Source organism: Chryseobacterium taeanense, from assembly GCF_900099685.1.
Taxonomy (GTDB): Bacteria; Bacteroidota; Bacteroidia; order Flavobacteriales; family Weeksellaceae; genus Chryseobacterium; species Chryseobacterium taeanense.
Genome location: NZ_FNDW01000008.1, coordinates 137,898 through 164,137 on the forward strand (window position 1 = coordinate 137,898; position 26,240 = coordinate 164,137).

Here is a 26,240-nt window from a genome sequence, read left to right on the forward strand (position 1 = left end):
ATAAGTAAAAACTGTATCCTAAGAATGTTTAGTTTTCCACAAGAACATTATTTTTTTATGAACAACCGCAATCCTTATCGCAGTTTGTTCTTTTAGAGCTGAACTTCTTCGGTGCGAAATTCTTTTTAAGTACCCTGAATAAAGCGTAGCAGGCAAATGCTACAATCAGAAGAACAATGATATACTGTAAAACTAAGGAAGAATCCATTATTTTAATATTTGATATGCAAACATGGACACAAAATATGCCAAACCTGTCATCATAACCACCTGAAAAGCCGTCCATTTCCAGCTTTTGGTTTCTCTGTAGACTACTGCAAGTGTAGATACACATTGCATTGCAAACGCATAAAACAAGAGAACTGAAATACCTGTCGCAAAGCTGAAAACTTTTTCGCCATCCGGTTTTACGTCTCTTCTCATTTTATCAATTACTTTCACTTCCGGGGCATCATCCTCAAGGCTGTATAAAGTAGACATCGTTCCCACAAAAACCTCTCTTGCAACAAAGCTTGTCAGAATCCCGACACCCATTTTCCAGTCGTAGCCGAGTGGGGCGATCACCGGTTCTATTCCTTTTCCCATTTTGGCAAGGTAGGAATGATCAAGTTCGACGTTGGTCGCTACAAACTGATCCGGCTTTTGTTTGGGGCCGAAATAGCTTAAAAACCAAATGATAATGCTTACAATGAAAATAATTTTCCCTGCTCCTGTAATGAAATCCCATACTTTACCCAAAACCATTTTAAAATCGTATCCGAAAAGTGGCTTTTTATACGTGGGCAAATCCATTACAAGATAAGTTTTTCCTTTATTTTTAATAAATTTATTAAGAATTGCGGCTGAAAATAAGGCTACAACAAAACCTAATAAATACATTCCCATTAACACGAGGGCTTTATATTTTATCCCTAAAAATGTTCCGTCTGAAATAATCAATCCGATAATAATACTGTAAACCGGAAGCCTTGCGGAACATGTCATGAAAGGTGTAACCAGAATCGTTAATAATCGTTCTTTTACATTTTCTATATTTCTTGTAGAAATGACTGCCGGAATGGCACAGGCTGTACCGGAAACCAAAGGAACAATACTTTTTCCGTTTAATCCGAAAGGACGTAAAATCCTGTCCATCAGGAAAACGACTCTTGCCATATATCCCGAATCTTCAAGCAGATAAAGGAAGTACAATAAAATCCCGATCTGTGGTGCAAAAATCACAATTCCGCCGATTCCCGGAACAATTCCGTTAGAGATCAGTGAATTTAAAGGGCCTTGTGGCAAATGCTCTCCTGTAAATGCGGAAAGCCATGCAAAGAAATCATCAATCCAGTTCATTGGATATTCTGCAAGGAAGAAAACACTTTGAAAAATGATTAATAAAATCATCATGAAAACTACGTATCCCCAGAATTTATGAACAAGTATTTTATCTAATTTTTCAGTTAATAATTCTTTAAACTGTGGCTTTTTAGAAATAACATCTGATAATATCTTGTCAATATGCTGATATCTTCTTACGGTTTCCTGTACCTGTAATCTCTTCGGAACCAGGCTTTTTGATTCAGGCTCGTTGATTTGTTCCACGACAGAGCTGATTTTTCCGAGATCAGTTCCTAATGATAAGCTCAACCAAGCATCATATGAATTATCAAAGCCATTATGTTCGGCAACTTTCTGAATAAAACCAGCATGTTCTGCAGGCATTTCAAAGGATTGAACGGATGTTTTAACGAAATCATTCTGTAAAACAGCTTTTTTTATTTCCTCAATACCAATCTGTTCTTTAGCATTGGTCTGAATTATTTTTATGCCTAAAGCTTCTGAAAATTTCTGAATATCAATAGAAATCCCTCGTCTTTCAGCCTGGTCGATTTGGTTAACCACCAAAATCATAGGAATCCCAAGATCCTGGATTTGCTGAAATAAAAGCAAGCCTCTTTTTAAGCTTAATGATTCAAGAATGTAGATAACTCCAGCATAATCTTTCTGATGATCTATCACAAATTTTGAAAAAATGGCTTCATCTTCCGAACTTGGATAAATGCTGTAAGATCCTGGTAAATCTACAACTTCTACTTCCTCATTTTGATATGTATAATACCCGGAATGACTGGCTACCGTAACGCCTGCATAATTTCCTGTCTTCTGCTTTTTGTTGCAAAGCGCATTAAAAACCGTTGATTTTCCTACATTAGGATTTCCAACTAAAAGCACCTGTTTTTTATGATTTCCCTGCATCAATTCAATTCTTCAACGATAATAAAATCTCCTTCTTCTTCACGAAGGGCAATACGGCTTTTCTCTTCTCCAAATTCCACATACATCGGTCCCTTGAAAGGTGCCTGATATAAAATCCTGAATGAAGTTTCCGGAAGAAGCCCCATTTCAATAATTTTATTAGGCATTTTAAGGCTGTCGTTATCATACCCTAAAATCTTTCCCATTCTGTTTTTGGGAAATCCACTTAATTTATGTAAACCCATCTCTTTCAAAGCCAAAATTTTGTATGCAAATATACGCTATTTAAATTTAATCTAAATAACAAGTTTGCATGAAAGAAATCAACCCAAATGCATTTTTACATTTGGGTTGATTTTAATATAATTAGTTAAATATGAAGTCTTATTTCTTCTTTTTATCTACAGAAGGAGCAGTAAGTTCGATAGGATTATCGTTGGCATTAAAGAAATCTTTATACATTTTTTCCTGCTTCTTCATCATATCTCCAATCGTTCCATCCATTCCCGGAATAGTTCTTGACATGATTTCCTGTGTCATCATCGGCCTTGCTGATGCGAAAGGATCTTTTTTAAAGTCATTGAAAGCCTTTTCAAATTTCTCTCTTGGCATATCTGTTACTTTCGAGCTCATACCGGAAATTTTTTCAGCATAAGAAAGCTCTTCCCAGTTCTGAACTTTTTTATTTCCCTGAAGAACCCATGAATAATTTTTACCGTCGTCTTCAACTTTTACAATAAGTCCCGGAAGGCCGGAAAACTTGTAAGGCCCATCCTGAAAAGGAAGATCTGTCGTAAACCAGGCTGTCCATTTTCTTCCTCCGAAATCAGCAGTCGCTTTTTGAGTATTGTAAGGTCCAATTTTTTCTTTTTCGTTGGAAATTTTCCAGTCAAATTTGATGTTTTCAGTATAAGAAATACTCATTGGTATAAAGCCGCTGGCGATTCTTTCGATGTATTGCACCTTCATTTCAGGATATTGCTTTACAATCTTTTCTGAAAACTTAGGCATTCTGATGGTTTTTGATAAATCTTTGAAAACACCTGATTTTTGCATTGCTTCAATCTGTACTTTCATAATGGAATCCTGTCCTATTACAGTATAATCTCTATAAACGGATCTGTCTTTTACGATATCTAGTGCGGTCAGTACCTTTTCAAGCTTGGCAGAATCTTTCTTAGGCTTGAAAGTAAGCTCGTAAAAAAAACGGTTTGCAGTTTCCTTAGAATCATTATCCTGAGCGCTTGCAAAAGCAAAAAGAGCGATAAAAAATATTGAAAATAGCTTTTTCATTGTTTTTAGATGTTTATATAGTATTAGTTTGCAATATCCTGTTTTTGTTACAGTTTTTATACACTTATTTATCAGGAATACAAATTCTAATGTGATTTTAATCTCTTTAATCACATTTTAATTCCATTCCAAAGAACTTCTAATCTGGTCATTATAGTTTTGTATCATCGAAATATAATACGAACCTAAATCTTAAAAATATGACCAAAACAATTTTAATAGCCACCGATTATTCTCTTGAATCTTTAAATATTCTTAAAAAAGTATTGAGGGAAAAAGATGCTTCAGAAGATCAGAATCAGTATAATATTCTTTTGGTTACGGGATATGACATGGGCGATTCTATCAGAGATCTTTTATTTAATACCAAAAGTACAATTTTCAATAAACTTCGTCCGCAGGAATTTTGTGAAGCTTTTGGAATTATTAAAAATAAATATCCTCATCTGATTAATAAAATTATGTGTGATATTTTCACAGGAAGCTTCCAGAGGACCTTTAACAATTATGTGAAAGCTGAAAATATTGAAGAGGCGTACTATTCGCCATCCATTAAAAGTAAAGGAGATGGAAAATTTGATCTTATTCCCTATCTCAAAAAATGTAAAGATCTGAAATGTCATGAAATATCAGTAGAGCTTCAGGAACGCCTTCCGGAAAAAGGAAGACTGGCTGAAATCTTTGCGGAAGCGTAAAAATCATAATTAAAACTAAAAAAAATGTTAAGGAATTATAGTAACAGCAGGACGTTGGGAGACAACATAAGACTGGGAACGCTGACTGCCTTTACGGCAGGTACTATAAATATTGCGTCCCTGTTGATTTTCCTCTCATTTACATCGAACGTAACGGGCCACTACGCGATTCTGGCGGCAGAAATCAGTAAGGCAAACTGGTCGCAGGTTGCCGTGGTCGGATTGTGGATCTTTCTTTTCTTCTTCGGAGGATTTGTATCAAATTTTATTGTTATCAATTTCAATAAAAAAAGTAAATATTTTGCACATGCCATGCCTTTGATTCTTGAAATAACGTGCCTCCTCTTTGTAGGAATCTACGGACAGTTTTATTACCGGAAAAGCCTAGAGGAAACTCAATATCTGGTAGCGGTGATGCTTTTCGCAACTGGCTTGCAAAATGGTTTAACAGCAAGTATTTCAAATTTTTCCGTTAAGACTACGCACCTTACCGGTACAACGACCGACCTGGGAATTCTGTTCTCCATGTTTACTCAGAAAAAATTCAGGAAGAATGGGGAACTCGTAGGAAGAGCTAAGCTGCTTATGAGTATTATGCTTGCTTATGTTTTGGGAGCAGTTTTTTCAGGGCTTACGTATTATTATCTGGAATTCAGGGTTTTTTATGTTATCAGCCTTTGCTTATTGGTTGTCATTGGATACGATGCATATAAAATTCACCTCAGACATTTTAATACCCAGTACAGATATAGTAAAATTTATAAAAAACCCAATGTTTTCGCTTTTCTTTATAATAAGATCCACGGGTCTTCCACGATTAAACAAAAAATAGAGAAAAAGAGAAAGCTCATTTTTGAAGAATAAATTATCTTACAATAAGGACTTCATATTTAGGTAAAGATAAATATCAGTATTAATTTTGTGTAAACTAGCTGTGAATCAATCCTCTAATTGTATCGTACAATTGGGGGATTGTACTTTAGAAAAAAGCTTTAGAAAGGCGACCCGATGCGAAATATACGTCTGTTTACTCTGTTAATATGTTGATAATTAAATTTTAATTCAGTGCTTTATTGTTTTAATTCTTATTCTGAATCCCTATTTTTGTAAGTTGATTTACTTTTTTTATGTCAGATATTATTCAGCTTTTACCGGATCATGTAGCCAACCAAATAGCGGCAGGTGAAGTCGTACAACGACCTGCGTCCATTGTAAAAGAACTTTTGGAAAATGCAATCGATGCCGAAGCGACAAAGATTGAACTGATCGTAAGAGATGCCGGGAAAAACCTGATCCAGGTAGTGGATGACGGAAAAGGAATGTCGGAAACTGATGCCAGAATGGCTTTTGAAAGACATGCAACCTCTAAGATCCGAGGTACTGAAGATATTTTCAAAATTGCCACAAAAGGTTTTCGCGGTGAGGCGCTTGCTTCCATTGCAGCAGTTTCCCAGGTTGAACTGAGAACCAAGCAGAAAGATGCAACGATAGGAACCAATATTTATATAGAAGGCGGAGTATTTCAGTTTCAGGATCCGATTCAGACGGCTGACGGCTCTAACTTTTTAGTGAAGAACCTTTTTTATAATGTCCCGGCAAGGAGAAAATTCCTTAAAAATAACAATATCGAATTCAGGCATGTTATTGATGAATTCCAAAGGGTTGCGCTGGCTCATGAAAATCTCGAATTTTCTTTGTTTCATGATGATGAAGCGGTTTTCAGATTAAGAAAAGGAAGTCAGATGCAGCGTATTGTGGATATTTTCGGAAGAAAACTACATCCACAGCTAATCCCCATTAAAGAAGATATTATCTGGTGTAAGCTTCACGGATTTGTAGCTAAACCTGAAGGGGCAAAAAAGACGAGAGGAGAACAGTTTCTTTTTGTGAACGGAAGGTATTTTAAAAGCCCATATTTCAATAAAGCAGTGCAGGAAGCTTTTGAAGGCTTGCTGCTGCCGGGATATATTCCTACATTTTTCCTTTTCCTGGAGCTGGATCCGGAGAAAATTGATGTCAATATTCATCCACAGAAAACTGAAGTAAAATTTGAAGATGAGCATCTTATTTTTGCACTGTTGCGTTCTACGATTAAAAGATCATTAGGGATTTACAATGTAGCACCAAGTCTTGATTTTGAAAAAGATCCTCATCTGGATGAGATCATGCAGAAAACATTTCCAAGCAAAAGTAATGGTGGTGGGAGCGGATTTATTAAAATGCCGGAGATCATCGTAGATAAAGATTACAATCCGTTTCTTGAAGAAAAAGGTGTAAAGCAGGCTGAAATTCAGAATCTTGCGGAGATGTATCATCAGAATATTTCAGCGGAGCCTTCTAAAATCAATCTGTTTGAAGATGAAGATTTTGATGAAGATCTGATGAGGCTTCCGAACGGTTACTGGCTATTTAACAAAGGCGATAAAACCCTGATGCTGGACTTAGGAAGGATGCACAGGCTGGTGGTTTCCGAAAGTACAAAACCTGTGAAAAAAGGAAAGACCAACAGCCATTCATTGCTTTTCTCTCTGGAGTATCATATGAATGAGATTGAAAAGAATAAATATAAATCAATCAAGAAATTTCTTCCTGAATTAGGTTTTGAGATGAGTATTGCCCATGAAAGCGTATTGAGGATTGATGCCGTACCGGAAGGACTGAAAGAAACCCAGGTCATGAAGTTCCTAGAGAATCTTTTCGACATTCTGGAATATAAAACAGAAGAAGAATTCATGCAGTTTTATCAGAACCAGTGGAGCAAAATGCAATCGAAATCAAGATTTGATTTTATCTATAAAAAAGATGCGGAACAGCTCATCAAAGACTTTACAGCATTAGGCTTCCCGGAATTTTTACCCAATGGCAAAAGATGCTTTTTTGAAGTTCCGTTTAATGATTTTAAAAATAAATTTTAAGTATGTTTAACAGTATCCCTCCGATTACGAGAAATATTATTATTATTAATGTTGTTGTGTTTATTGTAGTCGGCTTTATATTTCCACAATTTTTTGATTCATTATCTGCATTTTATCCATTTTCTCCAAATTTCAGATCGTGGCAGGTGATTACACACATGTTTATGCATGGAGGGTATGCTCATATTCTTTTTAATATGCTTACGCTATGGAGTTTCGGACCGGTTCTGGAACAGGCATTAGGAGAAAAAAGATATTTAATCTTATATTTTCTGAGCGGTTTGGGAGCGTTTTTCTTATTTAACCTCTGGAACTTTTATGAAGTTCAGCAGCTTACTGCCGAGCTTACCAATGCTAATATTGACGTATCAGATATTTTTATGAAAGCAGATCTTACTAAATACCAACGTAATTTCTCTCTTTATGAATATAATGAACAAGCTTTAAATCTTTATGCAGCACTCACAGTACCAATGGTAGGCGCTTCAGGAGCCATTTTTGGGGTCGTGGCGGCTTTTGCTACGTTGTATCCGGATGCAAAAATCGGGATCATGTTTATTCCGATACCTATGAAAGTTAAATATTTATTACCTATCATCATCGTTGGATCTGTTTGGCTGGGTATTTCAGGAAATGTGGGAGGTATTGCTCACCTAGCTCACGTTGGTGGGGCACTCGTAGGATGGCTTTTGGCAAGAAACTGGAGAAAACATTTATACAGATTCAATTAAAATCCCGTGAAAATCTTTCGTTTAATTCTCCTCATAGCGCATATAGGAATTTTTTTCCTGCTGGCAGCTACACTTTTAAATGCTTATGTTCCACCGAAAACTTTTCCGTGGTTCAATCTGCTTTCTTTAGGGTTTCCGGTGCTGATGATTGCATATATTCTACTTACCCTTTTTTGGATTTTTAGCTGGAAAAAAAGAGCATTTATTTTTGTACTTCTAGGACTGTTGTTTTTTAAACCTGCTATAAGATGGATAAATTATTCCCCGCAGAAAAATGAAACATCCAACCTCAAAGTACTCACAATGAATGCAAAGGGCGGATATTACGGGATAGATAATATTAATGCTTATATAAACAGCCAGAATCCAGATATCGTCATGTTACAAGAATACGGAAGTAAGATGAAATATCATTTCGATGGACTGAAACAGGCTCCGGATAGTTGGGTAATTCAGGTTTTCTCGAAACATAAAATTATCAGTCAGAAACAGCTTATCGATAGTGATTATACTTTTAATAATGCTTATGCTTCACAAACGGATATTGAAATCAGAGGAAAGACTTACCGTTTTATCAACGTATATCTACAGCCTTTTAAGTTTAGAAAACATATGGTGAAACTTAATGGGAACAGCGAGGAAGATGAGCAAAAGGTAAAAAATGTAATAAAAAGACTTATTCCTACCTTCAAAATGCATCAGGATCAAATAGCCTCGATAAGAGAAAGTATTGATAATTCTCCGTATCCGGTTATTCTGGCAGGAGACTTCAATTCAGTTCCCAATTCCTATGAATATTATCATTTGCTAAAAGGTTTACAGGATGCGTTTGTAGAATCTGGAAGTGGAAGTGGCACCAGTTTTCATGATTATAAATATCCTATAAGAATTGACTATATTTTTTCTTCAAAATCAATAAAGCCGCTAAGCTATCATGTAGACAGATCTGTAAAGCTTTCAGATCATTTTCCGGTTATTGCTACTTTTAAGCTTGAGAAATAAAATCGTTATTTCTCATCAAGATAAACCAGAAACCCTTCAAAATTATCATCCGGATTTTTTAAAATTTTGGCATCTTTCATCTTCTTTTCTAAGCCGTCGATAAAGAAGCTTTTTTCAAAAAACTGACGGTGAATTCCCGGAAGCAATTCCATGAAATAGTCCATTCCAATTTTATTATTGTGGAGATCCATTTTAGTCTCCAGCGGCTTATTGGGAAATAATTCCTCGTGAAGATCAGTGAGACGTTTACAGAACGCCAGAGCCTTCTCGGGCGAAGATACTTTGCAGCAATACATCATAATAAAGCAGCACCACAAAGCATGTCTGAAAGAATTTCCAATTCCGTTTGTAGAAGCGGTCTTCGGAAATTTTTTCTGTGCAATGGAGTAAGCCTGTAATGTCGCATGAAAGCTTAGTAAAGAAAAAACAGGATGCGGCAGTACGAGAGAAAGAAGACGCATGATCTTTTTAAAGCTCATACTCCGGATCGTATTGAAAAATATGCTGAAGGTTCTCATCAATAAAAATCTCTCTCCTGTTCAGAGAGAGATTGCTGTATTTTGTTAAAATTCTTACGCCTTTACGGTCAACAGATTAACTGTTTTTGAAACAGTATCTTTGATTTCCGTTCTCTTTACGATAAAATCAACGAAACCTTTTTCCTGAAGGAATTCCGAAGTCTGGAATCCTTCCGGTAAATCTCTTCCGATGGTTTCACGGATAACCCTTGGTCCTGCAAATCCAATAAGCGCACCTGGTTCTGCCATGATGATATCTGCTGTCATCGCAAAAGAAGCTGTAATTCCTCCGAAAGTAGGATCACAAAGATAGGCGATATACAAAAGCCCTGCTTCAGAAAGCTGAGCCAATTTAGCCTGTACTTTTGCCAGCTGCATCAGTGAATAAGTAGCCTCTTGCATTCTTGCTCCACCCGACTGACAGATAATCATATACGGAAGTTTTTTCTGAATACAATAATCTACTGCTCTTCTGATCTTTTCACCCATTACAGATCCCAGAGATCCTCCGATAAAAGCAAAATCCATACACGAAACCACCATTTCAGTTCCTTTCACAGTTCCTACTGCATTTCTGATAGAATCGGTAAGTTTTGTTTTAGCCTTTACCTCTTTCAAACGGTCTGCGTATGGTTTGGTATCTTTAAAATTCAGAATGTCGATACTTTCAACATTAGCGTCCAATTCAGTGAATTTACCTTCATCAAAAAGGATTTCAAAGAACTCCGCACTTCCTATTCTTACATGAAAGCCATCTTCAGGAGAAACATAGTTGTTTCTTCTCAGCTCGTCATGTTCAACGATTTTTCCTGAAGGAGTCTGATGCCAAAGACCTTTGGGAACGTCTTTTTTCTGATCAGTAGAGGTCGTAATATTTTGTGCTTTTCTCTTAAACCACTCGAATGCCATATTGTTTATATAATTGATGAAAGATAAATGATAAATGATGAAAAAATGTTAATTGAAATTAATTATCAATCATCACTTATCATTAATTTTTATTTAAGCGTATTTACGTTATTTAAATCTTCAAATGCCTGAACAAGTCTCTTAGAGAAAGTTTCTTCTCCTTTTCTTACCCAAACTCTAGGGTCATAGAATTTTTTGTTCGGTTTTTCTTCCCCTTCAGGATTTCCGATCTGAGATCTTAAATAATCGATATTATCCACCATATAATCTCTGATTCCTTCTGTGTATGCAAATTGAAGATCCGTATCGATATTCATTTTAATAACTCCGTAGTCAATTGCCTCTCTGATTTCTTCCAAAGTAGATCCAGAGCCTCCGTGGAATACGAAATTCACCGGCTTGGCAGCAGTTCCGAATTTCTCCTGAACATATTTCTGAGAGTTATCTAAAATCTTCGGTGTAAGAACTACGTTTCCTGGCTTGTAAACTCCGTGAACGTTTCCGAAAGCGGCAGCAATCGTAAAGTTATCAGAAATAGCTCTTAATTTTTCGTAAGTATAAGCTACATCTTCAGGCTGCGTATATAATTTTGAATTATCAACATCAGAGTTATCAACACCGTCTTCTTCTCCTCCTGTTACCCCGATTTCTACTTCAAGTGTCATCTGCATTTTAGCCATTCTTTCAAAATATTTAGCTGAAATTTCAAGGTTTTCTTCTAAAGATTCTTCAGAAAGATCAAGCATATGAGAAGAATAAAGAGATTTTCCGGTTTGCTTGAAGAATTCTTCGTTAGCATCCATTAAACCATCGATCCAAGGCAATAATTTTTTTGCACAGTGATCGGTATGAAGTATTACAGTCGCTCCGTAAGCTTCTGCAAGGGTATGAATATGTTTTGCTCCGGCGATTGCTCCCAGAATAGCCGCTTTCTGACCGTCATTGCTTAATCCTTTTCCTGCATTATAAGCAGCTCCTCCATTAGAGAACTGAATAATAACAGGTGAGTTTAGTTTTGCTGCAGTTTCCAAAACCGCGTTTACGTTGCTTGAACCAATTACGTTTACTGCTGGTAATGCAAATTTGTTTTCTTTAGCATGCTGAAAAATATCAGTAACTAATTGACCTGTGGCAACTCCTGCCGGGAAAATTCTGCTCATGTTTTACTTTTTAATATAAATTATTAGGGTTTGTAAAATTCCTGTAAAGGTAATAATTTTTGCTTAATTCTTAATTTCTTTTGTCTCTTCCCCAAAGTAGCTTCTGGCGGATGGTTTCATAGAAACTCAGATTGTTCGGCTGCACAAGAAGGAGCTGAAAACCTGCTTTTTTAATGATGATCTCTTTATCTGTTTCTATATGTACCAGTCTGGAATCCAGCGAAAGGGAATATTGCGGCACTCGGCTTTCCACTTTGAATTTTATTTCCACCTTATCATTTACCACCAATGGTCTTACATTAAGATTGTGTGGAGCAATAGGAGTGATGACAAAGTTTTCGTTATTCGGAGAGATTATGGGCCCGCCACAGCTTAGCGAATAAGCGGTAGAACCGGTAGGGGTAGAAACGATAACGCCGTCTCCCCAGAAAACATTCAGAAATTCGTTGTTGATATAAGAATCCACGGTAATCATGGATGTCGTTTCTTTTCTGGAAACCGTTACGTCATTCAGCGCATACGGAGAAAAATCTTCTATTTCAGGTGAGATTACCTCAATCACTGAGCGACGGCTGGTTTTAATATCGCCTTTTAATATCGAATCTAACTCATTGAAGGCTTCTTCTTTGGTAAAACTGGCCAAAAAACCCAGCCTTCCCGTATTTACTCCCACAACAGGAATTTCCAGATCTTCGATAAATGTTAAAGAATTAACGATCGTTCCGTCTCCGCCAAAGGTAAAAAAAAGGTCGATTTCCTTATCCTGTAAATCCTGCTTGCTACTGAAGGTTTCAAATATTTTTGAGAACTGTAGTGCCTCAGCCATTTCATCATATAAAACAGACTTTACACCTCTGTTTTCAAGCTCGGAAATAAATTTGCTTAAATATAAAAAGGTATCCAGATCTTTTTTCTGAGAATATATAGCTGCCTTCATTCTTTTTTTTATATTTCTATAAATTTCTGGAAAAAACCAAACCTGTCTTGAAACAAATCTGATTTTTCATCAGAGTAATATTTTTGTACAATCCGGTAGTCGTACCGGTCGAATGTTTCATCAATAGAACTCAGATTTTCATTGCTGATCTTTATCGTTACCTGTATTACATCTTCCGTCATATGACTGATGAAGGCTCCGTAAAATTTGGAATTGTTGCTTTCTACAATATTGGCGATCTCTGTCATTGAATATTTTCTGCCGGGCGTTTCAACTGTGAGAATTGCTCCTGATTCTGAAAAAAGCGGATATTTCGACAGATCCTGAAAGACATCTTCACATATAATATACCCAAGATATTTCTCATTCTTATTAATGACCGGAATAACGTTGGTATTGAATGTATAAAACAGCCTGATGCTATCCATAATATTGTTGTCCTCAAGAATAGCAAACCGCTCAATCTGATGTTCCAGATCTTTCAGAATACCATCCTGCTCATAAAGAAAATCTTCTGCAATGGCACCGTAAAAATGATGTGATTTTTTAATGAAAATATGAGAATATCCAAATGCTTCTAACGTCTCCCGCGCTGATTCTATAGAGTCAGTAAGGCTAAAACATGGGAAGTCTTTCGAGATATATTCCTTGATAAACATTGTGCTAATTTATAAAAAATTAAACGAAACTATTTCTGAAAATCAAACTTTTTTTCCGTAAAAAATAAAAAAATGAATTTAAAATTTGTTTGTGACAAAAAATTAGGTATCTTTGTCGCCTTTCATTTTTACTTTTTATTAGATTTATTTCAAACTGCACTGTCTCTTAGACATATGCAGTTTTTTCATTTTAGGGCTTTTGCAAATTCCCACATTACTATTCCTCCGCATACGCTTACATTAAGAGAATGCTTGGTTCCCAACTGAGGAATTTCTATGAAAGAATCAATGTTAGATAACGCTTCATCACTGATTCCCTCTACTTCATTTCCTAGGATTACAGCATATTTTTTAGATTTATCAATCATAAAATCCGTGATCATCGTGCTGTTTGTCGTCTGCTCAATTCCTACAACTTCAAATCCCTGAGATTTCAGGTCGTTTATGGTTGTATTAATATCGCTTTCATGGCTCCAGTCAACACTTTCCGTAGCTCCCAACGCTGCTTTATGGATTTCGCGATGCGGCGGTTGAGGCGTAATTCCGCAGAGAATAATCTTCTGAACCAGAAAAGCATCTGCCGTTCTGAAAGTTGCCCCCACATTGTGCATACTTCTGATATTATCCAGAACAACAATTAACGGGATTTTTTCAACGGTTTTAAAGGTTTCTACATCAATCCTGTTGAGTTCTTCCAGTTTTAATTTTTGTACCAATTGTCTATTTTTTATTTAAATTAATTTATAAATATTTACGATTTCCAGGTCTGTTCAGATTTAATTATTTACCAGAACACATAATCTGATGAACACTTTTTTCTATATTCTGAGCAATAGTCTCCATCGGAATATCATTTTCATCATTGTTGAAAGGGTCTTCAATTTCTTCAGCAATCATCTCGAGGCTCATCAGCACATAATACACAAAAACCGTAAGTGGAATCATAAAAAGACCAATGGAGATAACATATGCAATCGGCAGCGCCAATACATAAAGGATGATAAACTTTTTCACAAAAGAAGAATAAGAATACGGAATCGGCGTGTTTTTAATACGTTCGCAACCTCCACAAACATCAAGAAAACCTGAGAGTTGCGTTTCCAGATAAAGCATTTCGATGTCAGATATTTTACATTCTTTTTTAAGCTTTTGTAGCTTATGGCTTAGCAGAATAATAATTTCGCTGGGCCCGTGATGCTTTATATAATCTTCTATTTCGGAATAGTCTTCATCCAAAGCCCGTCTCGTAGATTCTTTTGAAAGATGTTTGGCCAGAAAATGCGGAAAGAACTTTAAATATCGGGCAATCTGCTCGGCACTTTTTCTGTCGTCAGCGAGAATCGTATTGATTTTAACCGCAAAATTTCTTGAATCGTTGACAAGTTTACCCCAGAGTTTTCTACCTTCCCACCATCTGTCATAAGCTGTATTTGTCCTGAAAACCAAAAGCAAGGATAATACAAACCCCAACAGAGAATGAATCATGCTCACGTTGCTGATAGGCGATTTTGAAGAAAGGTGGAGATACTCAACTTCAAGATATTCAATCCCCCAGGAGTAAAGCCCTATCAGCATCATCGTAGGAAAAAGAATCTTCAGCGTATCGCTTTTATGCAGACTGAAAAGAATTTTCAGGAAATGTTTGGTATTATAAACTCTCATAAGATTGGTTAGTCCGTACAAATATAAAATTTCACTTTTACTTTTGTTTTACGGAAAACCATAAAATTTATTGTACTATTCATTTTTTCTTTGTTAAAAAAATTTAATACCATGGGACATTACAGAAAAGGACATTTCAGAAAAGACGGAAAATGGGTAAGTGGACACTATGTAAGTACATTCGGAAGGAAGAGAAAATCTGCGAGTCCGCAGGGTTGCGCGGTGGTCTTTTTTGGAGGGATTATTTCATTGTTAATTTATTTGCTGAGGTAAATTAGGGTTGGTGCATGAGAAATGATAACTGATATCATCTTTAAAATTTTCCTAAAATTCAAAAAAGCCTTACTTTTAATTCGCAATTAAAACACCACAGCAAAATGATTCTCAGTAACGTAGATGTTGTAACAGATATTAGTAAAGAAGATTTTCAGGAAAAATATTTTAAAAAGAAAAAGCCGCTGCTTATCAAGAATTTTGCCAGCAGATGGGATGCCTTCGATCAGTGGAATTTTGATTTTATCCGCAAAAAGGCAGGAGATCAGGAAGTTCCTCTTTACGATAACAAGCCTGCTGATGCTTCCAAAAGCTCCGATGCACCGGTTACACACATGAAAATGAAAGATTATATTGATACGATCAGAAATAGCCCCTCGGATCTACGGATTTTCTTTTATATTATTACCGACCGTCTTCCGGAATTGCTGAAAAACTTCACCTATCCTGATTTGGGAATGAAGTTTTTTAAAAGGCTTCCTACACTTTTTTTCGGAGGAAGTGATGCCCATGTGCTGATGCACTATGACGTAGATTTGGGCGACTTTCTGCATATTCATTTTGAAGGAAAAAAAAGAATTCTGCTGTTTGATCAGGAACAGTCGGCTTTTTTGTATAAAGTTCCGCTATCCGTTCATACCGTATATGACCTTGACTTCGAAAATCCTGATTATGAAAAGTTTCCGGCATTGAAGCACGCCCGTGGCTATGAAATTTTCATGGAACATGGCGACGCACTTTTTATTCCGGGAGCATTTTGGCATTTCAACAGATATCTCGAGCCTGGATTTTCAATGTCACTTCGTGCACTTCCTAATAAGCCCAAGATTTTTGCAAGCATGCTGTATCATGTTTTCATCATGAGATACACCGACAAATTAATGAGGAAAATATTTAAAGCTAAATGGGTGAATTACAAACAGCAATGGGCATACGAAAAGAGTTCGAAAGCAGATTTAAGAGTAAAACAGTGATTTGAACATCTTATTTTTTACATTAAATAGATAATTCATGAGGTATTTTATTTTAACAAAAGCACCGATAGTTTTTATATATTGAAGGAAACTAAAGAAATGCTTAAATTTGTAGCTTAATAAAAACAAAAATATGTATCCAACAGATTTAGTAATGCCTATGAAGGCTGAACTTACAGATAAAGGTTTCGAGGACCTGACCACTCCTGCTCAGGTAGAAGAAGCATTAAAACAACAGGGAACCACTCTTCTGGTCATTAATTCCGTTTGCGGATGTGCAGCCGGAGCTGCAAGACCTGGTGTTGTTTATTCCTTAACGGGCGATAAAAAACCAGATCATCTTACGACTGTTTTCGCAGGGTTCGACACAGAAGCTGTAGTGGAAGCAAGAAAACATCTGGCTCCTTTCCCACCAAGCTCTCCTTGTGTGGCTCTTTTTAAAGATGGTGAGCTTGTACATATGCTGGAAAGACACCACATCGAAGGAAATCCTGCAGGAGCTATCGCAGCCAATCTTCAGGCAGCCTACGACGAATATTGCTAAGAAACAGCTTATCTTAATATAAAAACCGTTACAAATTGTAGCGGTTTTTTGTTTTAAAATCTTGTTTCCATAGAAATTATTTACTATAATTTTGGTGATTTACAACACACTCAATAACAACAAATTACAATGGATTAACTCTATAATGTGAGAAAATAAGCGTTAGCTATTATTTATCATAATAAAAAGTTCTCAGAAAATGCAATTATTATTATATTTGTTGAAATGGCAACGAAAGCACTTTTCAATACTGTGGTCAACTGGTTTATCCGGCAGAGGATAGATCAGATTCAGAATTTTATGGATCATCCTGTTGAGACACAGAATGGAATTTTATTTTCCCAGCTGTTTCACGCCGAAGATACCGAGTATGGAAAAAAATATGGCTTTAATTCTATTTCCAGTTATCAGGACTTTAAAAATAAGGTTCCTATTGTAACCTACGAAGAAATAGAACCTTATATAGAAAAAGCACGACAGGGACAAAAAGATGTTACGTGGCCGGGGTATATTAAGCATTTCGCTAAGTCTTCTGGTACAACCAATGCCAAAAGTAAATTTATCCCTATTTCCGCTGAAAGTCTTGAGTACTGTCACATGAAAGCAGGAAAAGACATGGTTTCTATTTACGCCAACAACCATCCTGAAAATCAACTTTTTAACTATAAAAACCTTCGTCTCGGCGGAAGCTCAGAACTGTATGCAGATTTCAACACTAAGTTTGGAGATCTGTCGGCAATCCTGATCGACAACCTCCCGTTCTGGGTAGAAATAACCACAACACCCAGCAAAAAAGTTTCGCTGATGGGAGAATGGGAAAGCAAGCTAAAAGCCATAACCTCGGAAGTAAAAAATGAAGATGTAGGGAGTATTCTTGGTGTTCCGAGCTGGATGCTGGTTCTTCTTCAGCGGGTAATAAAGGAAACCGACATCAGCAATATCTCTGAGCTGTGGCCAAATCTGGAAGTCTTCTTTCATGGTGGCATCAGCTTTAAACCTTACCGAGAGCAGTATAAGCAAATCATAGGAAAGAATATCAACTATTACGAAATTTATAACGCCTCTGAAGGTTTTTTTGGAATTCAGGACAGATCAAACAGTGACGAAATGTTGCTGATGCTGGATTACGGCATTTTTTATGAATTTATCCCGATGGATCAATTTCATCTTTCCAATCCGAAAGTGGTAAGCCTGGAAGATGTGGAAATTGGTAAGAATTATGCCATGGTCATTACAACCAACGGCGGGCTGTGGAGATATCTTATTGGAGACACCGTAATATTTACCTGTAAAAGCCCTTTTAGAATAAAGATCACAGGAAGAACGAAACATTACATCAATGCTTTTGGTGAAGAGTTAATGATCACCAATGTAGAATCTGCCCTTACCAAAGCCTGCGAAGAAACCCATGCTGCTGTTTCCGATTTTACAGGAGCTCCTGTTTTCATGAAAAACGACGAAGGAGGTGCCCATGAGTGGATTTTCGAATTTTGCAAAATGCCTGTTGATCTGGAACGTTTTATTGACGTTTTTGATAATCATCTGAAATCTATCAATTCTGACTACGAAGCGAAGCGCTATAATAATATGACCCTGAAAAGACCAATCGTACATATTGCCAAACCCAATCTTTTTTATGGCTGGCTGGAATCCAAAGGCAAACTCGGTGGCCAGAACAAAGTGCCGAGGCTAAGTAATGACAGAGAATATATAGATCCATTACTGGAATTGAATAGATAAATTTTCAACAAGAAACCGCAGCCTTTGCTACGGTTTTTCTGTATTGTACTGGTTATTTACTCAAATCTTCCTTAAGCTTTTTCGCCCCCTCTTCTACTTTCGAAGCGCCTTCGGCAGCTGCCTTTTTCACATCCTGACCCGCCTGATGAAGATTTTCTTTGGTTTTATCCGCGGTAGCATCAATCTTATTCTTTGCATCTTCTGCCGCCTTATCTATCTTTCTACTAGCCTCATCGATTCTGGATTCCGTTTTTTCCTTCACATCATTGATCTTTGAGGTATCTACTCCAATTCCGTTTTCGGAAACAGTGGTAGTTGTAGTAGTAACGGATCCGTCAGGATTTTCTACCGTCTCCGTCTTTGATGTCGATTTTGTACATGATACAACCAATATTGCTACAATTAATCCTGATAAAATGTTTTTTTTCATATGTATTAATAATTTAAATGATATTCAATAGTAAATAAAGTAGAGTTATTCTGTTTTTTCTCCAGCCTTAGGAGTAGTTTCAGCGGTATTCTGTTTTTTATCTTCTGCTTTTATTTTGTTTTCTTTCTCCAGTTCCTGCTGTATTTTTTTCTCTTGTTCCTGAAGTTTCAGAACCTCTTTCAGAGAATCCCGATATTTCTTTGAAGACATCCTGATTTGCCGTACCACATCTACAGAAGTTGCACCGGACGAAAAAGAGTCGACCGCGGTCGTATCATAATTAGCCTTCGGGTTTTCCTCCGGATAAAAATCCTGAGGCTCTTTTTTGGAACAGGAAACGGCTGCAATCGTGAAAACAAAGAATACAAAAAACAAATTTTTCATAAGAACGAATTTAGCAGAAATTCTGCAATTACAGTCCCGTGACTCAAAAATTATCGGAACATTCTGCCAGATCAACAGAATTATTTATTTTGAGAACTTAAAAAACTTTCTACACCTTTGTTATATGAAGTTTTTTTGATAAGTTTAAGCAAATTTAATTCAAACGAATGGTTCTCAGCAGAATTTGGTCGGCCTTTATCATTATCGCCATTGCCATTGCCAGTATAAAATACATTTCATCAAGCCATTATAAAACTATATTTAATGATATGGTGGTTGGGAAAGGTGGTGACACGGTACAAATCACGACCCAGAAAATGAATACGCTTTCTCCTATTGTCCGAGACAGTTTGATGAAAAATCCAGATTTTGCAGACAGTAGAATTCATTATAAAACAGATTCACTGAAACAGGATGTGAAAGTTTACCGTGTTCAACAAACAGATGGCGTTATAGAAACCAGTACATCTGCCGTTTGGATTTGTTTAAAACTAATTGGAATTATGGCTTTGTTCATGGGATTCATGAGCATTGCAGAAAAAGCCGGCGGGATCAACCTTTTAAGCCGATTTATTCAGCCTTTTTTTTCAAAACTTTTTCCTGAGATACCCAAAAACCATCCTGCTTTCGGACATATGCTGATGAATTTCAGTGCCAATCTTCTCGGTTTAGACAATGCAGCTACACCTTTCGGTTTAAAAGCTATGGAAAGCCTGCAAACCTTAAATCCACAAAAAGATACAGCGAGCAATTCTCAGATCATGTTTTTATGTCTTCATGCAGGTGGAATGACGCTGATTCCGGTTTCTATCATTGCCATTCGGGCTTCTATGGGTTCAAAAACACCTACAGATATTTTCCTGCCGTGTATGATTGCAACTTTTGCCGCAACTTTGGCTGCCATGATCGTTGTTTCACTTTACCAAAAAATCAACTTATTAAAACCTATTGTGATCGCTTATGTAGGAGGAATTTCAGCAATAATCGCTTTATTGGTTGTCTATCTCGTACAGCTGAGCAAAGATCAGCTGGATGATTTTAGCAAGGTTTTAAGTAACGGACTGATTCTCTTTATATTTCTGGCTATTGTTCTGGGTGCGGTCTATAAAAAAATCAATGTATTTGATGCTTTTATTGAAGGTGCTAAAGAAGGTTTTACAACCTGTGTTAAAATTATTCCTTACCTGGTCGGAATGCTGATCGCAATTTCCTTACTAAGAACCTCCGGAGTTTTTGATGTCATCATTGACGGAATGAAATGGGTTGCCAATGCCGCCAATCTGGATCCTCGCTTTGTAGACGGACTGCCGACAGCACTTATTAAGCCGCTCTCCGGCTCAGGAGCCCGGGGAATGATGGTCGATACGATGGCTACTTTCGGAGCCGACAGCTTTCAGGGGAAACTGGCTGCGGTACTTCAGGGAAGCTCAGATACAACGTTTTATGTGATCGCAGTCTATTTCGGAGCAGTAGCCGTGAAGAATACACGATATACTGTTGTTGCAATGCTTCTGGCAGATCTGGTAGGAATTATAACTTCTATTGCTTTAGCATATTTATTTTTTGCATAAAAAAGGATGTGGTTTCAAAAGTCTAGCCGCCGATTGCATATATTATAAACAAATTCAGTTAGAAAGCCTTATTGGTGATTTCGATAGCCTCAATTGCCAGTAACATAAAATAAAAATCTTAAACTTTAAACCCATTATGATAACAGATAAAGAATTTACGCTAAGACTAATCCGCCAGTTGACACAGGCGCTGGAAAAACTGATTTTGGATAAACCGGAAGAAAGTTTAATGCAAAAAGAACTCGATTTCGATTCCTTAATGAGAGATATTTTCAAGATGAGCTTCACAGAAATTTCTTCCAAAACAAAAGAGGAAATCATTGAAATCGTGAAAGAAAGACAGGAAAGAGATCATAAAGATTATTATGAAATGCTGGGAAATCTTTTTTATTTTAAAGGTAAAACGGAAAACAATAAAGATTTTCTAGACAAAGCTAAAACATTCTATGAGCTCTATCTTCAGACCAGCGGAATATTTGCGCTTCCGGTAATCAACAGAATATCAGAAATAAAAAAAGCACTTGAATAAAGTGCTTTTGTATGTTTAGAAAGTAATTTTATACGTTCCGGTAGAAGACACACTGGCTTTTTCAGCTTTTACATATTTCTTAACCCACGAGACTGCATTTGAAGTAATACAAGGATCTGAAGTCCCTCCTGATCTTCTTGCAGAAACTACATTTCCTGCTTTATCAACCGTGTAAGATATGGTAATTGTCCCACTTGCTTTGCAGTTGTTTGCTGGTTGCGTTCCTCCTCTACCCATGGTTCCGGGAATGAACCCAACCAATTTTCTATCAATCCCCACTTTGCTGTCCCCATTTCCATCGCCTCCTAAAGGATCTCCGGCATTTCCAATTCCACTGCCATCTCCCTGGCTTCCTGCTTTTGTTCCTCGTCCTCGGATCAGGTTTCCGATGGCTGCCGTTCCTTTTCCGTCTCCGTTTCCTGTTTTTGAGTTTGAGGTTACAGCTCCTGATTTTTTAGTATTTTTTGTCGCGCTCGTGCTTGCTGAAGACTTCTTAGTTTCGGCTTTTGACTCTTCTTTTTTCGGAACGGTAATTTTCGAATTGTTTCCGGTAATGATTTTATCCTTCGCTTCTGATTTTTGTGTTTCAGGTTGAGGTTCAGGCTTGATTACTGTTTTTGTTTCCGGAACAGAAGCTTCCGCAGGTTCTGTAACATTTTCTGTTGCTGCAGCTAAACTTCCTGGCTGATCGGCAGGTTCTTCCGCTCCGTTTCCGTTTCTGTTGTCCCCGAAATTTACCAGCATGGTGGTTACAATTTCCGGTTGTTGATCCAGTTCCGGTTTTAATTTATATAAAAAGACAAACAGCAAGATCGCAGACCAAATCAGGATAGAAAGCAATGCACTTTTTACCCGATCCCGGTTTTGTTCGTCTCTGTTTATAATCTCGCTTCTCATTTTAAAAAGATCCTTTCCGATAGTTTCGGAGTTGTTATTTATCTTTAACCGTTGCAATGGCAATATTAAATTTATACTTTTCGGCAATTTCCATGGCAAAAACTACATCTTTATGCATGGTATTTTCGTCTGCACGTATCGTGAAAGACTTATTGGTCTGGTTGGTTAGCTTATTCACGATGGTCTGCTCAAGCTGTGCTTTTTCAACAGGAGTATCATCTACAAAGTAAGATCCGTCCGGCTTGATGCTTACGGTAACAGGGTTCGGAATATTATCTTCAACAGCTCCCGTTTTCGGTAATTTTACATCAATAGCACTTTGATTTGCAGCGGAAGATGTTACCATAAAGAAGATCAGCATCAGCAAGATAACATCGGTCATTGCTGCGAGGCTGAACTCGGGGTTTGCTTTATTTCTTCTCTGAATTTTCATCTGTTTACTTTTCTTGTTTTTTAATGTTCAGACAGAACCTTTCGGTTTCATATGAAGATTTATAAAGGTTTGTTGATAAGGTCTAAAAATTCTCCCGACATATTCTGAGCTTTCAATACAAATTTATCTATTCTTGTCAATAATAAATTGTAGAAAAAGTTTGCCGGAATCGCCACTGCCAGACCGACTGCTGTTTGTCCTAACGCCGTATAAATGCCTTCAGACAATGTTTTCGGAGAAAAAGATCCGCTGGCATGAGATAAATTAAAGAAAGCGATAATCATCCCGATTACCGTTCCTAAAAGTCCCAGCATCGGCGCAATACTTGGTACAACAGCCAAAAGATTCAGGTTTTTCTCCATATTGGCTACCTCAACCTGCGCCTGAGATTCCATGGCACTTACGATATCGGATACTGGTCTTCCGAGTCTGGAGATTCCTTTTTCCAGAATTCTTCCTTCAGGTGAGTTTTGCCTTTTACAGTAATCGAGTGCAGATTCCATTTTACCTTCTTTGATGAAATCTTCAATATTATCCATAAAGTTGGCATCTGTTTTTGAAGTCAGCCTTTTGATAAAGAAAAAACGTTCAAAGAAGAGATAAACGGAAAATACCCCCAACAGGAGTACAGTCACCATTACGATTTTGGCGAAAGCGCCTCCATGAAACATGATCTTCCAAAATGAAAATTCTAAATCTTGTGCCGCAACTGCAGGCGCAGCAGCCTGTGCAAATAATACCTGAGTAAGTTCCGTTATCAGCATTAATGTTTATTTTATAAGAGTTGTAACGACAAATGTAGTGGAATATTATCAAATGATATCTTAAAAATTGCTTAAAAACAACTTAAATTTTGTTATTTTCAACAACAGCAAATTTCTTTCCAAAAAAATCTGAAAAGAAATCTGATATAAATTCCGGAGAACAGTAAACGTCTGAAATTAATCTTCGTCTACTTCAATTTCATCCTGCTTGAATTCGCATTTTAGCCTGAAAGGAATCGGGGTATCTGAACCCGTGTAAAAATCATCAATTGTCCCTTTCCATATTACCTGAAGCTCACCTTCTTCATTTTTATCAAACTGCAGCTCATTATCATAGATAAAAGCTTCTTCATCATCAAAAAGATCAACTTCCGTGAAAGTATCTTCGTCGGAATCATTAATGGTAATTGTTTTTCCTTCTATTTCCGCAGATTCGATAGGGAAATCGAAAACTTCAAGTGAAAGCTGAGGAAAGTTGTACTGCAGAGAATCATCATCCACATGATCCAGACTGTCATCCGTAATAATCTCAACCTCTAGGAAATGTTGCTGGTTGCTGTAAACTGCTTTACAATAAGTATTTCTGATATTGTATTTTAGCGTTTCGTCCGGATGGTAAATTTTTAAAATCCCTTTCATTTTTTCCTAAAAAAAGAACTGTAATAATATGATTGTAAACGTTTTCAACAAAGATAAAAAATAGATTGAATGTGAAAAATTTTTTGAAAACTATTTTTTGGGAAAATCAGCATTATCAAGCTGATAAATTTAAACTTTGTCATTATATAAGCTATGTTTAGAAAGCTTTCTAACTTTTGAAGAAAATCTTTCGTATTTTTTAATTTAAAAATAAAAACAATGGTTTTAATATTTACTTTTGTTTTTAAGAATTTTGAAAAATGAAAAACATCTTATCAAAAACGATTGTTGGATTAGGTATTGTTGTAGGCCTTGCTTCCTGCAAAAAATATGATTCTCCACTTACTAAAGTCACTCCTTCCAATTTAGATTCCATTGCCTCCAATTATTATGAGCAATATCTGAAATTATATCCATTGGATGCTACTTCGCAGGGAGATTTAAGATATAACGACCAGCTTCCTATTACTATCGATAAAGATTTTATTTCCGGAGAGGTCGCTTTTTACAATTCTGTGCAGAAACAACTGGAAAATGTTGATTATAAAAATCTTTCTGATGATGATAAAGTTGTTTATGATGTGCTGAATTTTACGCTGAAAGATAAAGTTCAGGCGTACAGATATCATCCTGAATATATTCCGTTTACTCAATTCGGAGGTCTTCCGCTGAATTTTCCGCTGTACGGAAGCGGAGAAGGAAGCCAGCCTTTTAAAACAGAAAAAGACTACAGCGACTGGCTCAAAAGAATGGAAAAGTTTCCGGACTGGATGAATGCCGCAACGGATAATTTCCGTGAAGGAATTAACAACAAAATGGTTTTGCCTAAAAAGCTTGTCGTAAAAATGATTCCGCAGATGAGAGCCGAAGAAATTACGACGACAGATTTCGATAAAAATATTTTCTACGGGCCGATCAGAAAATTCCCGAAAGATTTTACCAGTGAGCAAAAAGAAAGGTTCTCAAAACTTTATCAGGATGCCATCACACAGAAAATCATTCCAGCTTACACTAAAATGGGCGACTTTTTAGAAAAAGAATATTTACCCAAAGCGAGAGATACAGATGGTTACAACAGCCTGCCTAACGGAAAGGAAATTTATCAGTTTTATGCAAAAAGCTGGACAACAACCAACAAAACACCTGAAGAAATCAATAAAATCGGGCTTCAGCAGGTGGCAATGCTCCGTTCTGAAATGGAAAAGGTAAAACAGCAGGTGGGCTTTAGCGGAACGCTGGAAGAATTTATCAGTTATGTAAAAACAGATCCTAAAGCAATGCCTTATAAAACATCGAAAGAAGTTTTGGGTGCTTTTAACGGAATTCTGGCAAAAATTACTCCGAAGCTGAAAACCATGTTTTCCGTAACCCCGAAAACTAAGTTTGAGATCAGGCAGACGGAAAAATTCAGAGAAGCCAGTGCCAGCGCAGAATATATCCAGGGAACGCCGGACGGAAAAAGACCAGGAATTTTCTACGTTCCCCTTCCCGATCCCACCAAATTCAATGTCACTTCCGGGATGGAGTCTCTCTTCCTGCACGAAGCAATTCCGGGGCATCACTATCAGGTTTCTCTTCAGCAGGAAAATACCAAGCTTCCTAAATTCATGAGATTCGGATGGTTTGGGGCGTATGGCGAAGGCTGGGCACATTATTGTGAGACATTAGGCCCTGAATTCGGATTATACACAGATCCTTACCAGAAAATGGGATATCTGAGCGACCAAATGCTTCGTGCTGTAAGATTGGTGGTAGATACGGGATTACACACGGGAAGAATGACAAGAGAAGATGCTATTAAATATTTTTTAAGCAATATTTCTTACGATGAAGCCGGTGCTACTGCAGAGGTTGAGCGTTATATGGCGATGCCGGGTCAGGCATTGGGATATAAAATAGGATCGTTGAGAATCCGTGAGTTGAGAGATAAATACCAGAAGGAACTGGGAAGCAAATTCAGTTTAGCAAAATTCCATGATGAAGTGCTGAGCCAGGGATGTCTTCCTTTGGATGTTTTGAACAGAAAAATGGAGCTTTGGGCAAAAAAACAGAAATAATGAAAGTAAACCCTGCTTTTTATCTATAAACTTGTTTAAACTCATTTCAGAATTAACCGCAAAAGTCTCAAAAGATAATTATAACATAATGATTAGTATATTCAAAGTTTTCAAAAGAATAAAAATCGAAGATTTTTTAAGCTATTGTGACCTTTCTCATTTGCAGTCATCAACTTTAAATATAAATTAACTCATCTTTTGTGACTCGTATGTTTGCGTAAGAAAGATTTACGTTTTACATAGGATAACAAAAAGCTAAGAGACAGAAGAAATATTTTGTGTC

At 36.8% G+C, this 26,240-nt stretch carries 29 protein-coding genes; 12 read left to right on the forward strand and 17 right to left on the reverse strand.

The window, feature by feature from the left end; genetic code table 11:
- Nucleotides 1-55: 55 nt before the first annotated feature.
- The 4 genes from BLR30_RS17760 to BLR30_RS12430 form a co-directional block, all read right to left on the reverse strand.
- Nucleotides 56-208, reverse strand: a complete 153-nt coding sequence (locus BLR30_RS17760) for a G protein-coupled receptor family protein (protein ID WP_175443658.1) — start codon at nt 206-208, stop codon at nt 56-58.
- On the reverse strand, nt 208-2,241 hold the full coding sequence (gene feoB / locus BLR30_RS12420) for a ferrous iron transport protein B (protein ID WP_089859203.1): 2,034 nt from the start codon (nt 2,239-2,241) through the stop codon (nt 208-210). Before feoB ends, BLR30_RS17760 begins: the two co-directional genes overlap by 1 nt.
- Nucleotides 2,241-2,486: a FeoA family protein gene (locus BLR30_RS12425; protein WP_089859205.1), complete on the reverse strand. Its 246-nt coding sequence runs from the start codon at nt 2,484-2,486 to the stop codon at nt 2,241-2,243. Before BLR30_RS12425 ends, feoB begins: the two co-directional genes overlap by 1 nt.
- Before the next feature lie 139 nt (nt 2,487-2,625).
- A complete protein-coding gene (locus BLR30_RS12430; protein WP_089859208.1) occupies nt 2,626-3,534 on the reverse strand; it encodes a GLPGLI family protein in 909 nt (302 codons plus the stop codon).
- Between the two features lie 200 nt (nt 3,535-3,734).
- On the opposite strand from BLR30_RS12430, the gene BLR30_RS12435 reads away from it, so the two are divergent.
- The 5 genes from BLR30_RS12435 to BLR30_RS12455 all read left to right on the forward strand — a co-directional run bounded on the left by BLR30_RS12435 (nt 3,735) and on the right by BLR30_RS12455 (nt 8,877).
- Nucleotides 3,735-4,229, forward strand: a complete 495-nt coding sequence (locus BLR30_RS12435) for a hypothetical protein (protein WP_089859211.1) — start codon at nt 3,735-3,737, stop codon at nt 4,227-4,229.
- A gap of 24 nt (nt 4,230-4,253) precedes the next feature.
- Entirely contained in the window at nt 4,254-5,093 is an 840-nt protein-coding gene (locus tag BLR30_RS12440; protein ID WP_089859213.1) for a YoaK family protein, read from the forward strand.
- A 263-nt stretch (nt 5,094-5,356) separates the two neighbouring features.
- Nucleotides 5,357-7,144 (forward strand): DNA mismatch repair endonuclease MutL, encoded by a 1,788-nt coding sequence (mutL, locus tag BLR30_RS12445; RefSeq protein WP_089859215.1) that lies wholly within the window; start codon nt 5,357-5,359, stop codon nt 7,142-7,144.
- 2 nt (nt 7,145-7,146) lie between these two features.
- Nucleotides 7,147-7,875: a rhomboid family intramembrane serine protease gene (locus tag BLR30_RS12450; RefSeq protein WP_089859218.1), complete on the forward strand. Its 729-nt coding sequence runs from the start codon at nt 7,147-7,149 to the stop codon at nt 7,873-7,875.
- Nucleotides 7,876-7,881: 6 nt separating this feature from the next.
- Nucleotides 7,882-8,877, forward strand: a complete 996-nt coding sequence (locus BLR30_RS12455; protein WP_089859222.1) for an endonuclease/exonuclease/phosphatase family protein — start codon at nt 7,882-7,884, stop codon at nt 8,875-8,877.
- Nucleotides 8,878-8,882: 5 nt separating this feature from the next.
- Here the strand turns inward: BLR30_RS12455 and BLR30_RS12460 are convergent, their stop codons facing one another.
- From BLR30_RS12460 to BLR30_RS12490, 7 genes are all read right to left on the reverse strand, one after another.
- Entirely contained in the window at nt 8,883-9,395 is a 513-nt protein-coding gene (locus BLR30_RS12460) for a DUF6973 domain-containing protein (RefSeq protein ID WP_089859225.1), read from the reverse strand.
- A 54-nt stretch (nt 9,396-9,449) separates the two neighbouring features.
- A complete protein-coding gene (gene accD, locus BLR30_RS12465) occupies nt 9,450-10,304 on the reverse strand; it encodes an acetyl-CoA carboxylase, carboxyltransferase subunit beta (RefSeq protein ID WP_089859228.1) in 855 nt (284 codons plus the stop codon).
- A gap of 89 nt (nt 10,305-10,393) precedes the next feature.
- Nucleotides 10,394-11,464, reverse strand: coding sequence for a class II fructose-bisphosphate aldolase (gene fbaA, locus BLR30_RS12470; protein WP_089859231.1), 1,071 nt, complete (start codon nt 11,462-11,464; stop codon nt 10,394-10,396).
- Nucleotides 11,465-11,534: 70 nt separating this feature from the next.
- On the reverse strand, nt 11,535-12,401 hold the full coding sequence (locus BLR30_RS12475) for an NAD kinase (protein ID WP_089859234.1): 867 nt from the start codon (nt 12,399-12,401) through the stop codon (nt 11,535-11,537).
- An 8-nt stretch (nt 12,402-12,409) separates the two neighbouring features.
- Nucleotides 12,410-13,060 (reverse strand): CBS domain-containing protein, encoded by a 651-nt coding sequence (locus BLR30_RS12480; RefSeq protein ID WP_089859237.1) that lies wholly within the window; start codon nt 13,058-13,060, stop codon nt 12,410-12,412.
- 185 nt (nt 13,061-13,245) lie between these two features.
- Nucleotides 13,246-13,776, reverse strand: a complete 531-nt coding sequence (locus tag BLR30_RS12485) for an RNA methyltransferase (protein WP_089859240.1) — start codon at nt 13,774-13,776, stop codon at nt 13,246-13,248.
- A gap of 64 nt (nt 13,777-13,840) precedes the next feature.
- On the reverse strand, nt 13,841-14,743 hold the full coding sequence (locus BLR30_RS12490; protein WP_228400762.1) for a bestrophin family protein: 903 nt from the start codon (nt 14,741-14,743) through the stop codon (nt 13,841-13,843).
- Between the two features lie 90 nt (nt 14,744-14,833).
- Here BLR30_RS12490 and BLR30_RS17765 point away from each other — a divergent pair, with 90 nt between their 5' ends.
- The 4 genes from BLR30_RS17765 (at nt 14,834) to BLR30_RS12505 (ending at nt 18,253) form a co-directional block, all read left to right on the forward strand.
- Entirely contained in the window at nt 14,834-14,995 is a 162-nt protein-coding gene (locus BLR30_RS17765) for a hypothetical protein (RefSeq protein WP_175443659.1), read from the forward strand.
- A 104-nt stretch (nt 14,996-15,099) separates the two neighbouring features.
- A complete protein-coding gene (locus BLR30_RS12495; protein WP_089859246.1) occupies nt 15,100-15,969 on the forward strand; it encodes a cupin-like domain-containing protein in 870 nt (289 codons plus the stop codon).
- 133 nt (nt 15,970-16,102) lie between these two features.
- Nucleotides 16,103-16,513 (forward strand): BrxA/BrxB family bacilliredoxin, encoded by a 411-nt coding sequence (locus BLR30_RS12500; protein WP_089859249.1) that lies wholly within the window; start codon nt 16,103-16,105, stop codon nt 16,511-16,513.
- A 225-nt stretch (nt 16,514-16,738) separates the two neighbouring features.
- The gene (locus BLR30_RS12505; protein WP_089859252.1) at nt 16,739-18,253 is read left to right on the forward strand and encodes a GH3 auxin-responsive promoter family protein; all 1,515 of its coding nucleotides are present in this window, start codon (nt 16,739-16,741) and stop codon (nt 18,251-18,253) included.
- Between the two features lie 52 nt (nt 18,254-18,305).
- Here the strand turns inward: BLR30_RS12505 and BLR30_RS12510 are convergent, their stop codons facing one another.
- Together BLR30_RS12510 and BLR30_RS12515 are read right to left on the reverse strand one after the other, a co-directional pair.
- Nucleotides 18,306-18,683 carry a hypothetical protein gene (locus tag BLR30_RS12510; RefSeq protein ID WP_089859256.1) on the reverse strand — a complete coding sequence of 126 codons (378 nt, stop codon included), beginning with the start codon at nt 18,681-18,683 and terminating at the stop codon, nt 18,306-18,308.
- 45 nt (nt 18,684-18,728) lie between these two features.
- Nucleotides 18,729-19,067: a hypothetical protein gene (locus tag BLR30_RS12515; protein WP_089859260.1), complete on the reverse strand. Its 339-nt coding sequence runs from the start codon at nt 19,065-19,067 to the stop codon at nt 18,729-18,731.
- Between the two features lie 167 nt (nt 19,068-19,234).
- Between BLR30_RS12515 and BLR30_RS12520 the strand changes: the two genes are divergently transcribed.
- Nucleotides 19,235-20,638: a nucleoside recognition domain-containing protein gene (locus BLR30_RS12520; protein WP_089859263.1), complete on the forward strand. Its 1,404-nt coding sequence runs from the start codon at nt 19,235-19,237 to the stop codon at nt 20,636-20,638.
- 136 nt (nt 20,639-20,774) lie between these two features.
- Complete coding sequence (locus BLR30_RS12525; protein WP_089859266.1) at nt 20,775-21,167, forward strand: hypothetical protein; 393 nt, start codon at nt 20,775-20,777, stop codon at nt 21,165-21,167.
- A gap of 15 nt (nt 21,168-21,182) precedes the next feature.
- Here the strand turns inward: BLR30_RS12525 and BLR30_RS12530 are convergent, their stop codons facing one another.
- The 4 genes from BLR30_RS12530 to BLR30_RS12545 all read right to left on the reverse strand — a co-directional run bounded on the left by BLR30_RS12530 (nt 21,183) and on the right by BLR30_RS12545 (nt 23,900).
- Nucleotides 21,183-22,064 carry a ferric siderophore ABC transporter substrate-binding protein gene (locus BLR30_RS12530; protein WP_089859269.1) on the reverse strand — a complete coding sequence of 294 codons (882 nt, stop codon included), beginning with the start codon at nt 22,062-22,064 and terminating at the stop codon, nt 21,183-21,185.
- 34 nt (nt 22,065-22,098) lie between these two features.
- Nucleotides 22,099-22,497: an ExbD/TolR family protein gene (locus BLR30_RS12535; RefSeq protein ID WP_089859272.1), complete on the reverse strand. Its 399-nt coding sequence runs from the start codon at nt 22,495-22,497 to the stop codon at nt 22,099-22,101.
- 59 nt (nt 22,498-22,556) lie between these two features.
- A complete protein-coding gene (locus BLR30_RS12540; protein ID WP_089859275.1) occupies nt 22,557-23,261 on the reverse strand; it encodes a MotA/TolQ/ExbB proton channel family protein in 705 nt (234 codons plus the stop codon).
- Between the two features lie 177 nt (nt 23,262-23,438).
- A complete protein-coding gene (locus BLR30_RS12545) occupies nt 23,439-23,900 on the reverse strand; it encodes a hypothetical protein (RefSeq protein ID WP_089859278.1) in 462 nt (153 codons plus the stop codon).
- Nucleotides 23,901-24,160: 260 nt separating this feature from the next.
- Between BLR30_RS12545 and BLR30_RS12550 the strand changes: the two genes are divergently transcribed.
- Nucleotides 24,161-25,957, forward strand: a complete 1,797-nt coding sequence (locus BLR30_RS12550) for a DUF885 domain-containing protein (RefSeq protein WP_089859282.1) — start codon at nt 24,161-24,163, stop codon at nt 25,955-25,957.
- Nucleotides 25,958-26,240: the final 283 nt, after the last annotated feature.

Coding starts and splice junctions, on each gene's coding strand:
- BLR30_RS12495 (WP_089859246.1), top strand. CDS start 15,100: ATGATTCTCAGTAACGTAGATGTTGTAACAGATATTAGTAAAGAAGAT.
- BLR30_RS12530 (WP_089859269.1), bottom strand. CDS start 22,064: ATGAGAAGCGAGATTATAAACAGAGACGAACAAAACCGGGATCGGGTA.
- BLR30_RS12500 (WP_089859249.1), top strand. CDS start 16,103: ATGTATCCAACAGATTTAGTAATGCCTATGAAGGCTGAACTTACAGAT.
- BLR30_RS12460 (WP_089859225.1), bottom strand. CDS start 9,395: ATGAGAACCTTCAGCATATTTTTCAATACGATCCGGAGTATGAGCTTT.
- BLR30_RS12430 (WP_089859208.1), bottom strand. CDS start 3,534: ATGAAAAAGCTATTTTCAATATTTTTTATCGCTCTTTTTGCTTTTGCA.
- BLR30_RS12440 (WP_089859213.1), top strand. CDS start 4,254: ATGTTAAGGAATTATAGTAACAGCAGGACGTTGGGAGACAACATAAGA.
- BLR30_RS17765 (WP_175443659.1), top strand. CDS start 14,834: ATGGGACATTACAGAAAAGGACATTTCAGAAAAGACGGAAAATGGGTA.
- BLR30_RS12480 (WP_089859237.1), bottom strand. CDS start 13,060: ATGTTTATCAAGGAATATATCTCGAAAGACTTCCCATGTTTTAGCCTT.
- fbaA (WP_089859231.1), bottom strand. CDS start 11,464: ATGAGCAGAATTTTCCCGGCAGGAGTTGCCACAGGTCAATTAGTTACT.
- feoB (WP_089859203.1), bottom strand. CDS start 2,241: ATGCAGGGAAATCATAAAAAACAGGTGCTTTTAGTTGGAAATCCTAAT.
- BLR30_RS12535 (WP_089859272.1), bottom strand. CDS start 22,497: ATGAAAATTCAGAGAAGAAATAAAGCAAACCCCGAGTTCAGCCTCGCA.
- BLR30_RS12515 (WP_089859260.1), bottom strand. CDS start 19,067: ATGAAAAATTTGTTTTTTGTATTCTTTGTTTTCACGATTGCAGCCGTT.
- BLR30_RS12435 (WP_089859211.1), top strand. CDS start 3,735: ATGACCAAAACAATTTTAATAGCCACCGATTATTCTCTTGAATCTTTA.
- mutL (WP_089859215.1), top strand. CDS start 5,357: ATGTCAGATATTATTCAGCTTTTACCGGATCATGTAGCCAACCAAATA.
- BLR30_RS12505 (WP_089859252.1), top strand. CDS start 16,739: ATGGCAACGAAAGCACTTTTCAATACTGTGGTCAACTGGTTTATCCGG.
- BLR30_RS12450 (WP_089859218.1), top strand. CDS start 7,147: ATGTTTAACAGTATCCCTCCGATTACGAGAAATATTATTATTATTAAT.
- BLR30_RS12540 (WP_089859275.1), bottom strand. CDS start 23,261: ATGCTGATAACGGAACTTACTCAGGTATTATTTGCACAGGCTGCTGCG.
- accD (WP_089859228.1), bottom strand. CDS start 10,304: ATGGCATTCGAGTGGTTTAAGAGAAAAGCACAAAATATTACGACCTCT.
- BLR30_RS12550 (WP_089859282.1), top strand. CDS start 24,161: ATGAAAAACATCTTATCAAAAACGATTGTTGGATTAGGTATTGTTGTA.
- BLR30_RS12525 (WP_089859266.1), top strand. CDS start 20,775: ATGATAACAGATAAAGAATTTACGCTAAGACTAATCCGCCAGTTGACA.
- BLR30_RS12520 (WP_089859263.1), top strand. CDS start 19,235: ATGGTTCTCAGCAGAATTTGGTCGGCCTTTATCATTATCGCCATTGCC.
- BLR30_RS12425 (WP_089859205.1), bottom strand. CDS start 2,486: ATGGGTTTACATAAATTAAGTGGATTTCCCAAAAACAGAATGGGAAAG.
- BLR30_RS17760 (WP_175443658.1), bottom strand. CDS start 208: ATGGATTCTTCCTTAGTTTTACAGTATATCATTGTTCTTCTGATTGTA.
- BLR30_RS12545 (WP_089859278.1), bottom strand. CDS start 23,900: ATGAAAGGGATTTTAAAAATTTACCATCCGGACGAAACGCTAAAATAC.
- BLR30_RS12510 (WP_089859256.1), bottom strand. CDS start 18,683: ATGAAAAAAAACATTTTATCAGGATTAATTGTAGCAATATTGGTTGTA.
- BLR30_RS12475 (WP_089859234.1), bottom strand. CDS start 12,401: ATGAAGGCAGCTATATATTCTCAGAAAAAAGATCTGGATACCTTTTTA.